Genomic DNA, 12,284 nt, shown 5'->3' with positions numbered 1-12,284 from the left:
ATAGGTGTTTAATCAATGCTTATATGTCATGCCTACTATAAAATCATTAAATAAATGGGCAAATGCTCATACCTATTACCCATTAGACTTGTTAAGAATCAGTTTAGGGGTGTTTTTATTCATAAAAGGAATTAATTTCATAAGTAATAGCCAAATACTAGTTGATTTAATCAAACCAGTGCAGAATTTGGCAGGCTCAATGATCATAATTCACTATGTAGCTCCAGCACATTTAATAGGAGGAATACTTATCGCTTTTGGATTATTGACCAGATGGTCAGTAATGGCACAATTGCCATTACTATTTGGTGCCGTGCTGATTAATTTTATTGGTGTAATGAACACGGCTAACCTTGTTATAGCAAGTATTATTTTTCTTATTTGTATTTTCTTCTTGTTATATGGTTCAGGAAAACATTCTGTAGATTATTATCTAAAAATGGAACAATAAGTATTATCATTATCTAAGAAAGAATAAATGATTATTTTTCTACCATTCTGATAAAGATGATTTTTCTTTAAATATGGTTACGTCAACATGTATAGTATCCATCATTATTTTGGCGTACACAAGGTTTTTAGACTTACTGTATTTTCTTTTATTTTTTTGAATTTGAATTTGGATCTTATCCCATTCCTTATCATTAGAAGAAAGTTCTTCAGAGGAGATGTTTGAATTGGTTTCTTCAGATTTTACTTTTTCTACATTGTCATTAGAATAGTTTTGTCCGGTTGATAAAAATGAAACCAACAGTAATAATGTAAAAGTCATAGTAATTTTCATAATTTTTGATTTTTGACCTTCTGGTCGTTAATTAGAATGAACGAAACATTTTTAAAATTTTTGACAATGCAATGAGTTACTTTTTTAGATTTGTATTCTGGAGATTAAGTGTTTGTTAATCAGTTGCTAAAGTAATAAGGATTTTTGGTTATTTTCTTACTAAAAAGCCCCAAATCGTGAAGGGGTTTTTTCCCCTAAGGTTACCCTAATTATATAGATACAGTGCAATTATACTAGTGTAGATAGTTTTTTAAAACAAAAAATCTCTTAAAAAGCTTTAAGAGATTTTTGTTTTTATTGCCTTATTTTATTTTACCATCCAGATAAACTAGATCTAAGATTGTTTTTAATTGGGATTTCTATGAAAACAGTATCCATAATTTTGGTTGTATGAATAGCTTCTTTAGATTTAGAAATTCTTTTTTTGTTTTTTAAGAGTTGTTTTTTAATTTTTCTCCATTCTTTTCTAGAGAAGAATTGTTTGTCTTTCTCAGAAATCTTTTCGACAGAAGTTTTTAGTACTAACCTATCAGCAACAGCTACTTCTTCATTTGCATCATATTTTTCTTCTAGGAGTTGGTCATCAATAGTTTTAACCGATGTTAGATTACTTTTATAATCCTGACCAAACGAAACACTACAAAAACAAAGTAATAAGATAGTTATTAAAACCTTTAATTTCATTTTCACAATTTTTTATTAGTTAACTATTGCTTTTAAAGATATTATTAATAGCAATAATAATGTTAACGTTTTAGTATTCGCAGGCTTTCTTGTAGTATTCGATTAATTGCATTTTTGTAAATAACAATTAGATGAATATCTTTAAATTTGAGACTGTAAAATTACGGTAAATTAATGAAAAATCAGATTTTAAACACTTTTTTTACAATATCGACATAATCAAGTTTTTCCCAGGTAAAAAGTTCAACTTCTTTTTTAACTTTACCAGAATACGGACTTTCAAAAACCTTAGTTACCGTTTTGGGCTCCTTACCCATATGGCCATAGGCTGCGGTTTCTTCATAAATAGGATTTCTAAGCTTCAGACGTTCTTCAATAGCAGCTGGTCGCATATCGAAAATTTCTGCTACTTTTTCTGCAATTTCACCATCGGTTAATCCTAAATTACTAGTCCCATAAGTGTCAACAAAGATAGATGTAGGTTCTACAACGCCTATTGCATAAGATACTTGTACAAGAGCTTCACTTGCAACACCAGCGGCTACGATATTTTTTGCAATATGTCTTGAAGCATATGCAGCAGAACGGTCAACTTTACTCGGATCTTTACCCGAAAATGCACCACCACCATGAGCACCTTTACCACCATAGGTATCAACAATGATTTTTCTTCCTGTTAAACCTGTATCTCCATGAGGACCACCAATCACAAATTTTCCAGTAGGATTAATGTGATATGTAATATCATCATTAAATAATTCTTGAATATATTTTGGTAATTGAGCAATTACTCTCGGTATTAAAATAGAAACAATGTCATTCTTAATTTTAGAGAGCATCACATCATCATTGTCATCAAAATCATCATGTTGTGTTGAAACAACTATAGCTACAATTCGTTGTGGGATATTGTCATCACTATATTCTATAGTAACTTGACTTTTAGAATCTGGACGTAGGTAAGGGATTTCGTTGCCTTCACGTCTTAATTTCGCTAATTCTATTAATATTTTATGAGAAATGTCAAGTGCAAGAGGCATATAGTTTGACGTCTCTTTGGTCGCATATCCAAACATCATACCTTGATCACCTGCTCCTTGTTCTTCTTTTGTTTCTCGATCTACTCCTTGATTAATGTCCTGAGATTGCTCATGAATTAAAGAAATTACACCACAAGAATCACCACTAAATTGGTAAGCGCCCTTAGTATATCCTATTTTATTGATAACATCTCTCGCAATATGCTGTACATCAAGATAGGTTTTAGATTTAACTTCTCCAGCTAAAACTACTTGACCTGTAGTTACCAAAGTTTCACAAGCTACTTTAGAATTAGGATCAAAAGCTAAAAAGTTATCTAATAAAGCATCACTAATTTGATCCGCTACTTTATCTGGGTGTCCTTCAGAAACACTTTCTGAAGTAAATAAATATGCCATTCTTTATTGTTTTATTTAGAAGAAGTAAGACGAGATTACTATAATAAGCTTTCGATAAAAAAATAATCGAATTTTAAACATTATAATAAATACTTATAATGAAGCTTTAGGGTGATAATCAGTCAAATCTTTTCCTGAAAATATTTCGGCAAAGGTAAAAAAAAAGGGAATATTTAAAAGTATTTAACGTATGATTAATTTTTTTCAATGATTAGGGCAATTAAATCATAGTTTTTTTGAAAAACACAATTTTATGAGTAAATGCTGTGGGAATTAAAAATAATTATTAGATTTGCCCCAACGTTTCTTATACATATTTTAGATAGTTATTAAGAAAGGTGGAGGGAATAGACCCTGTGAAACCTTAGCAACCCTTTATTTATAAAGAAGGTGCTAAATTCTAACCCGATTGTTCGGGAAAAGATAACTCGATACAATTACAGTTTTTGTAATTGTCGTTTTCCTTTCTTTTTAATTTTCTATATCCATTCACTTATATAAAGTGATTGATGTATTTGAATTTTATTTTGTTTTAAAATTTAAATTAGAAAATTATGAGTACTCAAAAATTTGCAACAGAAGCATTACATGCGGGACATAATGTAGAAAATAATGCAGGAACAAGAGCAGTCCCTATTTACCAAACAACATCCTATGTGTTTAAAAATGCAGATCATGCTGCCAATGTTTTTAACTTATCAGAATCTGGATACATTTATACAAGACTAAATAATCCTACTAACGATATCTTAGAACAGCGCTTAGCGTCATTAGAAGGAGGTATTGGTGGTGTTGTAACCGCTTCGGGAACTGCCGCTATAAATACTACATTGCTTACCCTATTAAAAGCAGGCGACCATATTGTTGCTTCAAGTAGTTTATATGGTGGAACGTATAACCTCTTAAATGTTACTCTTCCAAGATTTGGTATTACAACAACTTTTGTAGATCCCTCAGATACAGATGGTTTTGCAAATGCGGTAAAAGAAAATACCCGAGTATTCTTTGTAGAATCTCTAGGAAACCCAAAACTTGATGTTTTAGATCTTAAAGCGATTTCTGCTCATGCAAAAGCTTATAGAGTACCTTTGGTTGTTGATAATACTGTGGCAACTCCGGCATTATTGAACCCAATTCAATACGGAGCTAATATCGTAATTCATTCCTTGACTAAATATATAAGCGGTAATGGTACGTCTTTAGGAGGGGTAATTATTGATGCAGGTACTTTTGATTGGTCTAGTGGTAAATTTCCAGAATTTACAGAACCTTCACCTGGATATCATGGATTAGTTTATCATGAAGCTTTAGGACCTGCAGCATTTATTGCAAAAGCAAGAATTGAAGGATTGCGAGATCATGGTGCTGCACTAAGCCCTTTTAATGCATTTCAGATTTTGCAAGGATTAGAAACACTGGATATTAGAATTAAGAAGCACAGTGAAAATGCTCTTGCCTTAGCAAAGTGGTTACAACAACAGGATGAGGTAACTTGGATAAACTATCCAGGCTTAGAGAATAATAAATACTATGAGTTAGCAAAAGAATATTTGCCTAAGGGACAAAGTGGTATCATCACCTTTGGGGTTAAAGGTGGTTTTGACTCTGCAAAGACTATCGCAGATGAAACAAAGATTTTTTCATTATTAGCAAATATTGGTGATTCTAAATCCTTAATCATACATCCAGCAAGTACTACACATCAACAACTTGATGAAAAACAGCAGGAATCAACAGGAGTTAGTAAAGACTTGATTAGGTTATCTGTAGGACTTGAAGATATTGAAGATTTGAAAACAGATCTAAAAGAAGCCTTTGCTAAAATCAATGAAACCGTAAAATAATTAAAGTTAAGATGTTTAGGTTTCTGACGAAATTTAGGGATTTAATCAAGAATTTTAGCTGCTAGTTAACTGCGTTTATGTTACAAAAAGTTATTATATCAAATTATACTACTGCTGGAGGGGAGTTAATTAATTCTATTCCTTTAACGTATGAAGTTTTTGGGAAACCATTATACAGTGCTCCAATTGTTTTAGTAAATCATGCTCTTACAGGTAATTCTACAGTTTGTGGAAAAGACGGTTGGTGGAATGGTTTAATAGGAAAAGAAAAACTTATTGATACCAGTAGATATACTGTTTTATCGTTTAATATTCCAGGAAATGGATATGACGGTTTAGAAGATAATCTGATCCAGAATCATCAAATATTTAATGCTAGAGATATTGCGACTATTTTTTCAATAGGTTTAGAAATATTAAATATAGAACGTTTATATGCCGTGATAGGCGGCTCTGTAGGTGGAGGAATCGCCTGGGAAATGGCAGCCCTTAAGCCTAGTTTGATTGAAAATTTAATACCAATAGCAACAGATTGGAAATCTACCGATTGGTTAAAAGCTAATTGTCTTGTTCAGGAACAAATTTTGCTAAATTCTAACAACCCTATTCATGATGCTAGATTACATGCTATGTTAATTTATAGATCACCATCATCATTTCAACAAAAGTTTAATCGAAGTTATAATGATGAAAAAGATATGTTTAATATAGAAAGTTGGTTGTTTCACCATGGAGAGAAACTCAAAAAACGGTTTACAATTGCCGCATATAAAGAGTTAAATCATATTCTGGCAAATATTGATATTACTTTAGGAAGAGGTGACTTTTTAGATGTGGTACGCAATATAGAATCTAATATACATATCGTAAGCGTTAATTCTGATATGTTTTTTACGGCAGCAGAAGACACATTAACATTTCAAGAGTTGAAAAAAGTAAAAGAAAATAGTACCCATAGTATAATTGATTCAGTCCACGGACATGATGCGTTTTTAATAGAATTTGAACAATTGAGTAAGTTACTTAAAGATGTTTTTTAAAAGTATAGAAAGATGAAGGTTTTAAAATTTGGAGGAAAATCACTTGCTAATGGTAAAGGGATTCTTACAGTTGTAGATATAATCGAAGATAAGGTTAAGAAAGGAGAGCAGATTGCAGTAGTACTTTCTGCACGTGGTAATACAACTGACGAGTTAGAAAATATACTAGAGAATGCAAAAGATAATTTAAGTTATGTTGAGCAATTAGAAGCATTTAAGAAGTATCAGGTATCAGACTTTGTTAACGTTGATTTTGTTAATGAATTTGAAACCTTAGATAAACTTTTTGAAGGTGTTTCGCTTTTAGGTGATTATAGTAAGAGAATAAAGGATAAGGTGTTGTCTCAAGGAGAGGTCCTTTCTGCAAAATTGATAACACAACTTTTGCAAGAAAAAAATATCAATGCCAATTTTACAGATAGCCGATCATTAATTATTACAGATGCACAATTTGGTGATGCACAACCACTAGATAAGTTATCAAAAGACAATGTGATTGATCATTTTAAAAAACACAATGGTACTACTGTAAATATAGTCACTGGATTTATTGCTGCAAACGCTAAGAACGAAACCACTACTTTAGGAAGAAATGGTAGTAATTATACTGCATCATTGTTGGCAAATTATCTTGAGGCAGATGAATTACAAAATTTCACACATGTCGATGGAATTTATACAGCAAATCCAGATTTAGTTCAAGATGCCATAAAAATAGAGAAATTGTCATTTTCTGAAGCTAATGAATTGGCATACTTTGGAGCAAATATTTTACATGCAAAAACTATTATTCCACTAATAGAGAAAGGTATTCCATTACGAATTCTTAATACATTTGATCATAAGAATGACGGTACGTTGATTACCTCAAAGTCAAGTGAAAAGGGGATAAAATCATTGTCCGTATTAGAAAATGTTGCTTTAATAAATTTAGAAGGAAGAGGACTTCTTGGAAAAGCAGGGGTAGATGCAAGAATATTTAGAGCCTTAGCACATAAAAATATTAGTGTTAGTATTATTTCACAAGGCTCATCAGAACGTGGTATTGGATTTATCGTTGATGCAGATCAGGCAAAAGAAGCAAAATTAGTACTTGAACAAGAGTTTGAAGCAGATTTTCATAAACAGGATGTTAGCGTTATTTCAATTGAAAAAGAAGTGTCTGTAATCTCTATAATCGGGCAGGACCTTAGTACATTTCATAAGCCTTATAATGCTTTAATCAAAAATCAAATAATCCCTTTATTATTTAATAATACGGTAACAGGTAAAAATGTTAGTCTGGTAGTCCAAAAAGCACAGTTGCATAGAGCTTTAAATGTTATTCATGGCGAGATTTTTGAAATTTCAAAAAAGATAAACCTTGCCGTATTTGGACATGGTCTGGTAGGAGGTACATTAATTGATCAAATTTTAAAGTCTGCAAAACAAATTGAAAAAAGAAAGAAAATAAAACTTAACGTTTTTGCAGTTGCAAATTCGAAAAAAGTGCTCTTAGAAAAAAATGGAATAGATGTAGATTGGGAAAATAAAATTAAAGAAGTGGGCGAGCCATATCAATTAAAAGATATTGTTAATTATGCCAATGATAATCATCTCGAAAATTTAATTGCTGTTGATAATACGGCAAGTCAGGATTTTACGAATAACTATCTTGATTTGATTGCTCATGGATTTGATTTAGTTTCGTCTAATAAAGTAGCTAATACATTAAGTTTTGATTTTTATAAACAGTTAAGAAGTGCTTTAGAACAAAATCAAAAGCAATATTTATACGAAACCAATGTAGGAGCCGGTCTTCCGTTAATAGACACGATAAAGTTATTGCACTTATCAGGAGAAAATATAACCAGAATCAAAGGAGTTTTTTCAGGTTCTTTGAGCTATTTGTTTAATACTTTTTCTCAAGAAGATAGGTTGTTTAGCGAAGTGTTACAGGAGGCTATAGACAAAGGGTTCACAGAACCCGACCCTAGAGAGGATTTATGTGGTAATGATGTAGGTAGAAAATTACTGATACTTGCAAGAGAATTAGATTTAAGTAATGAGTTTGTTGATGTCAATATACATAATCTTATTCCAGAAAATCTTAGAAAAGGAGAGGCTACCGAGTTCTTAAATAGTTTATCAGCTTTAGATAGCGTATATCAAAAAGTTAAAGAACAACAAAAACCCAATCATGTATTAAGATATATTGGCGATCTTTGGGGAGATTTATCGCAAGAAAAAGGAGCCCTTGATGTAAAATTGATATCAGTTCCTCAAAGTAGTGCGTTAGGACAAGTAAAAGGATCCGACTCTATATTTGAAATTTATACAGAATCATATGGGGATCAACCTATAGTTATTCAAGGAGCAGGTGCAGGTTCTGCAGTTACAGCAAGAGGAGTATTTGGTGATATTTTACGCTTAACAGAAAAAAGATAACTCAAGTAATACAAAGAACTAATACCAACGTTTTGCAAAAAAAATACATTCGTTTTTTATTCGGTATTGCCACAACATTGATTGTGAGTTGTTTTAATGCAGAAAAGGTAGATTATGTAGATAATGGTAAAGTAGAGGAATTGTTTACATATTCTGCATTACCTAAAATAATAAAATCACCCAAAGATAATCCAAGTACTCCTGAAAAAGCTTATTTAGGGAAATTACTGTTTTTTGATCCTATATTATCGGGTAATAGAGATGTCGCCTGCGCAACGTGTCATCATCCAAATAATGGCTATGCAGAATTTAGAGATCTGTCTATTGGTGTAAATGGAAAAGGATTTGGTAGTAAACGTGTTTTTAAGAAGCCTAATGTTATTCCTTTTGTTAAAAGAAATGCACATACGATTCTAAACACAGCGTATAATGGCATTGATGAGAATAATAGTTATGATCCTGAAAATGCTCCAATGTTTTGGGACAATCGGGTTACGAGTTTAGAAAAACAAGCTTTAGAGCCAATTAAGGCTCTTGAAGAAATGCGAGGTCTTCAGCATTCTGAAGAAGATATCTTGGAGGAAGTCATTAGTAGATTAAAAAATATACCAAAGTATCAAGAGTTGTTTGAGGCGGCTTTCGAAGAAAAGAATGCAATCAATAGTGTTAACTTATCCAAAGCAATTGCGGTTTTTGAAAGAACATTAGTAACTAATAATTCCCGTTTTGATCAATATATCTCAGGTAATAAAAATGCGATTTCGATGGCAGAAAAAGAAGGTTTCGAAACCTTCAAACGAGTGGGATGTGCTCACTGTCATAGCGGCCCTATGTTTTCAGATTATAAAATGCATGTATTGGGATTAGAAGAAAACAACAAGCTGAAAAAGATAGATAGTGGATTTAATAGGCAATTCTCTTTTAGAACACCGAGTTTAAGAAATTTAAGATTCACAGCGCCCTATATGCATAACGGACGTATGGAAAATCTTCAAAAAGTAATGGAGTTTTATGAAGATATAGCTTTTGGTAAATCTCAAAATACAAATATAGAAGATCATCAATTAGATTCTTTGGTGAAAAAAATAACAATAAAAGTGAAGGATATGGCACCTATCATTTCCTTTTTGAACACTTTGAACGAAACTGATTTTGACAAGAAAATAGTCGATAGCGTTCCTAGTGGATTGTCGGTAGGGGGTAATATTCAATAATTAATAAATTATAGTCGATAAAATTAAATAAAAAATGAAAGTACAACTCAAAAGAATAGATAACGATTATCATTTTGAATTAAAAAATGAGAGAGGTCATATTACACATATAGATAGTAAAGCAGAAGTAGGAGGTCATGATTTAGCGCCTAGTCCTATGGAGTATGTTCTTATGGGAGTAGCAGGATGTAGTGCAATTGATGTTATTTCTATCCTAAAAAAACAAAGACAAGAGATTACCGACTATAGAGCAGAAGTAGATGGCACACGCGAAAAAATTGATGGAGCTACACCATTTAAGAGTATTGCTGTAACCGTGTTTCTAGAAGGTGAAATAGCACCAGATAAGGCAAAAAGAGCGGCGCAACTATCATTCGAAAAATATTGTTCTGTTTCTAAAACATTAGAACCCACAGCTACCATAGAATATAAAGTGGTATTGAATAATAAAGAATTATGAGTAAGAAATATACAAACTTTGAAACTCAAGCGGTAAGAACACAAACGGACAAAACTCAATTTTTAGAGCATTCTACACCGATGTACCTAACTTCAGGATTTGTTTTTGAAGATTCGGAAGAGATGCGTGCAGCCTTTGCCGAAGAAAAGGATAGAAATCTTTACAGTCGCTTTAGTAATCCAAATACAACAGAATTTGTAGATAAGATTTGCGCTTTAGAAGGAGCAGAGGACGGTTATGCTTTTGCTACAGGAATGGCAGCAGTCTTTTCAACATTTGCGGCATTATTAGATGCTGGTGATCATATTGTTTCTGCAAGGTCTGTGTTTGGTTCTACACATACATTGTTTACAAAGTATTTTCCAAAATGGAATATTGAAACAAGTTACTTTAAAATAGACGAAATAGATACAGTAGAAAGCTTAATTCAACCAAATACCAAGATTATTTATGCAGAATCTCCTACTAATCCAGGGGTAGATGTATTAGATCTAGAGTTGCTTGGTAAAATTGCTAAAAAACATAATCTTCTTTTAATAATAGACAATTGTTTTGCGACACCATATTTACAGAATCCAATAAAATTTGGAGCAGATTTGGTAATTCATTCTGCCACAAAATTGATTGATGGGCAAGGTAGAGTTTTAGGAGGTGTTACGGTTGGTAAAAAAGAATTAGTTAGAGAGATTTATTTATTTTCTAGGAATACCGGTCCTGCACTATCACCTTTTAATGCATGGACATTATCAAAGAGTTTGGAGACTTTAGCAGTACGTGTAGATAAGCATTGTGAGAATGCATTAAAATTAGCTGAATTTTTAGAAGCGCACCCTAAGATAAATTGGGTAAAGTATCCATTTTTGAAGTCTCATCCACAATATAACGTTGCTAAAAAACAAATGAAATTAGGGGGAAATATTATAGCTTTTGAGGTTGAAGGAGGAGTAAAAGGGGGCAAGAACTTTTTTGATAACATAAAAATGTGCTCATTATCTGCTAATTTAGGAGATACTCGAACCATAGTTACACATCCTGCTTCTACAACTCATAGTAAATTAGCTAAAGAGGACAAATTAGTAGTGGGTATTACCGATGGGATGGTAAGATGCTCTGTAGGGTTAGAGCATATAGAAGATATTATACATGATATAGAACAGGCTTTAGAGCGGTTATAAACAAAAAAGCAGCAAATTATATTTGCTGCTTTTTAATTGTTTACGGAGTTTTTGTTATTGTTTCGTTAGTACAAAAAACTGATCTCCTGTTATTCTAAAAGTAGTTCCTTCTATAGTTTCGTCTTGATCTAATGTTGCTTTAAGTGTCATAGACTGTGCACTAAGGGCTGTAATTTCATAAGATACTGTTTCTCCTTGAACAGTAACATTAAGGTTGTTGTTTTCAATAGTCCATTCGCCTCCTCCTATAAATTCTGGAACATTTCTTTCTACCGAGATAGGATCTTGAGTGGGTATAGTTACTTCTGCAACTAGTGTAAAACCTCCAGAACCAGTAAGTGTATTAGGTTCGTTTGCAACTGTAGATTCAGTAAAATTTACCTTGGCAGTATAATCTTTACCTGTTACACTATAATCCCCACTAACAGGAATACCTTGAAAAGTACCAGTTACTTTACCATTTTCAGATTTGGTTTCTGTTAAGTCCCATTCACCAGGAATAAAGGATTCATTAATTTCTATAGGATTGTCATCATCACTACTACATGAAACAAACAATGCGGGAATTGTACCGGCAAGGAATAAATAAAGGGCTAATTTTTTCATGATAATTTTATAATTAGGGTTATGTTAAATCAACGGCCTAAAGAGAAGCATATTGTTTTAAATAGCGTACAGCTAAGTGGTTTTGGTAAATATATGACATTGTTTTTAAAGTTTTTTTAAGATTTACATCCTGTTTAAAAGTTAAATAATAATAATGATTTTCGTATATGACTTATTAATCTACTAATTAAGTAGGGTTTTTATTAATAATATCATAATTCTTTCAAATTGAGTAAGATTCTGATTTTTTTAGGACTAATAAACGGATAATATGTATATATTTGTTTAATAATCTACTATTCCGATAGGGTAATAGAATTTTTAAAAAAAATGATTGTAGATCAAATGATATTAGATAAAGTAGCTACGCGAAAAACAACGTACAGTGATGATAAATCCTCAGAGAAACCATTGCGTAGTATTGTTAAGGCGATAAGCTGGAGAGTAATAGGAACATTAGATACATTAATTGTATCATATATTCTTACTGGTGAGATTGCCCTGGCAACTTCAATTGCGTCTATTGATTTTGTAACTAAAATGATTCTGTACTTTTTCCATGAGAGAATATGGAATCGCATAAAATGGGGAAAGTAATTGCTTAAAAGGAA

General features: G+C 32.0%; 12 protein-coding genes and 1 riboswitch. Of the genes, 8 read left to right on the top strand and 4 right to left on the bottom strand.

Annotation, left to right across the window (positions count from 1 at the left end; all coding sequences use genetic code 11):
• Nucleotides 1–28 precede the first annotated feature (28 nt).
• On the top strand, nt 29–451 hold the full coding sequence (locus D1816_RS11900) for a DoxX family protein (RefSeq protein WP_118503094.1): 423 nt from the start codon (nt 29–31) through the stop codon (nt 449–451).
• A gap of 39 nt (nt 452–490) precedes the next feature.
• Here the strand turns inward: D1816_RS11900 and D1816_RS11895 are convergent, their stop codons facing one another.
• The 3 genes from D1816_RS11895 to metK all read right to left on the bottom strand — a co-directional run bounded on the left by D1816_RS11895 (nt 491) and on the right by metK (nt 2,907).
• Nucleotides 491–784, bottom strand: coding sequence for a hypothetical protein (locus D1816_RS11895; protein ID WP_118503092.1), 294 nt, complete (start codon nt 782–784; stop codon nt 491–493).
• A 312-nt stretch (nt 785–1,096) separates the two neighbouring features.
• Nucleotides 1,097–1,468 (bottom strand): hypothetical protein, encoded by a 372-nt coding sequence (locus tag D1816_RS11890; protein ID WP_118503090.1) that lies wholly within the window; start codon nt 1,466–1,468, stop codon nt 1,097–1,099.
• Between the two features lie 182 nt (nt 1,469–1,650).
• Nucleotides 1,651–2,907 (bottom strand): methionine adenosyltransferase, encoded by a 1,257-nt coding sequence (gene metK / locus D1816_RS11885; RefSeq protein WP_066316881.1) that lies wholly within the window; start codon nt 2,905–2,907, stop codon nt 1,651–1,653.
• 323 nt (nt 2,908–3,230) lie between these two features.
• A riboswitch (SAM riboswitch) is annotated at nt 3,231–3,337 on the top strand.
• A 124-nt stretch (nt 3,338–3,461) separates the two neighbouring features.
• Between metK and D1816_RS11880 the strand changes: the two genes are divergently transcribed.
• The 6 genes from D1816_RS11880 to D1816_RS11860 all read left to right on the top strand — a co-directional run bounded on the left by D1816_RS11880 (nt 3,462) and on the right by D1816_RS11860 (nt 11,067).
• Complete coding sequence (locus D1816_RS11880; protein WP_118503088.1) at nt 3,462–4,751, top strand: O-acetylhomoserine aminocarboxypropyltransferase/cysteine synthase family protein; 1,290 nt, start codon at nt 3,462–3,464, stop codon at nt 4,749–4,751.
• Nucleotides 4,752–4,828: 77 nt separating this feature from the next.
• Nucleotides 4,829–5,791 (top strand): alpha/beta fold hydrolase, encoded by a 963-nt coding sequence (locus D1816_RS26110; RefSeq protein ID WP_066316879.1) that lies wholly within the window; start codon nt 4,829–4,831, stop codon nt 5,789–5,791.
• Nucleotides 5,792–5,803: 12 nt separating this feature from the next.
• The gene (gene thrA, locus D1816_RS11875; protein ID WP_233565291.1) at nt 5,804–8,218 is read left to right on the top strand and encodes a bifunctional aspartate kinase/homoserine dehydrogenase I; all 2,415 of its coding nucleotides are present in this window, start codon (nt 5,804–5,806) and stop codon (nt 8,216–8,218) included.
• Nucleotides 8,219–8,250: 32 nt separating this feature from the next.
• A complete protein-coding gene (locus tag D1816_RS11870) occupies nt 8,251–9,432 on the top strand; it encodes a cytochrome-c peroxidase (RefSeq protein WP_233565290.1) in 1,182 nt (393 codons plus the stop codon).
• A 34-nt stretch (nt 9,433–9,466) separates the two neighbouring features.
• The gene (locus D1816_RS11865) at nt 9,467–9,892 is read left to right on the top strand and encodes an OsmC family protein (RefSeq protein ID WP_066316873.1); all 426 of its coding nucleotides are present in this window, start codon (nt 9,467–9,469) and stop codon (nt 9,890–9,892) included.
• A complete protein-coding gene (locus D1816_RS11860; protein WP_118503087.1) occupies nt 9,889–11,067 on the top strand; it encodes a PLP-dependent aspartate aminotransferase family protein in 1,179 nt (392 codons plus the stop codon). The genes D1816_RS11865 and D1816_RS11860 overlap by 4 nt, the downstream gene beginning before the upstream one ends.
• A gap of 54 nt (nt 11,068–11,121) precedes the next feature.
• Here D1816_RS11860 and D1816_RS11855 read toward each other — a convergent pair whose 3' ends face one another.
• Complete coding sequence (locus D1816_RS11855) at nt 11,122–11,673, bottom strand: hypothetical protein (protein WP_066316869.1); 552 nt, start codon at nt 11,671–11,673, stop codon at nt 11,122–11,124.
• 330 nt (nt 11,674–12,003) lie between these two features.
• On the opposite strand from D1816_RS11855, the gene D1816_RS11850 reads away from it, so the two are divergent.
• Nucleotides 12,004–12,270 (top strand): DUF2061 domain-containing protein, encoded by a 267-nt coding sequence (locus D1816_RS11850; RefSeq protein ID WP_198403850.1) that lies wholly within the window; start codon nt 12,004–12,006, stop codon nt 12,268–12,270.
• The last annotated feature ends 14 nt before the right edge of the window (nt 12,271–12,284 follow it).

It is taken from the genome of Aquimarina sp. AD10 (assembly GCF_003443715.1).
GTDB classification, from domain to species: Bacteria; Bacteroidota; Bacteroidia; order Flavobacteriales; family Flavobacteriaceae; genus Aquimarina; species Aquimarina aggregata.
The sequence above is the reverse complement of the archived record's forward strand: the minus strand, read 5'-3'. Positions and strand labels throughout refer to the sequence as shown.

Excerpts from the sequence above, each read along its gene's own strand:
- D1816_RS11900 (WP_118503094.1), top strand. The coding sequence starts at position 29 with ATGCCTACTATAAAATCATTAAATAAATGGGCAAATGCTCATACCTAT.
- D1816_RS11895 (WP_118503092.1), bottom strand. The coding sequence starts at position 784 with ATGAAAATTACTATGACTTTTACATTATTACTGTTGGTTTCATTTTTA.
- D1816_RS11890 (WP_118503090.1), bottom strand. The coding sequence starts at position 1,468 with ATGAAATTAAAGGTTTTAATAACTATCTTATTACTTTGTTTTTGTAGT.
- metK (WP_066316881.1), bottom strand. The coding sequence starts at position 2,907 with ATGGCATATTTATTTACTTCAGAAAGTGTTTCTGAAGGACACCCAGAT.
- D1816_RS11880 (WP_118503088.1), top strand. The coding sequence starts at position 3,462 with ATGAGTACTCAAAAATTTGCAACAGAAGCATTACATGCGGGACATAAT.
- D1816_RS26110 (WP_066316879.1), top strand. The coding sequence starts at position 4,829 with ATGTTACAAAAAGTTATTATATCAAATTATACTACTGCTGGAGGGGAG.
- thrA (WP_233565291.1), top strand. The coding sequence starts at position 5,804 with ATGAAGGTTTTAAAATTTGGAGGAAAATCACTTGCTAATGGTAAAGGG.
- D1816_RS11865 (WP_066316873.1), top strand. The coding sequence starts at position 9,467 with ATGAAAGTACAACTCAAAAGAATAGATAACGATTATCATTTTGAATTA.
- D1816_RS11860 (WP_118503087.1), top strand. The coding sequence starts at position 9,889 with ATGAGTAAGAAATATACAAACTTTGAAACTCAAGCGGTAAGAACACAA.
- D1816_RS11855 (WP_066316869.1), bottom strand. The coding sequence starts at position 11,673 with ATGAAAAAATTAGCCCTTTATTTATTCCTTGCCGGTACAATTCCCGCA.
- D1816_RS11850 (WP_198403850.1), top strand. The coding sequence starts at position 12,004 with ATGATTGTAGATCAAATGATATTAGATAAAGTAGCTACGCGAAAAACA.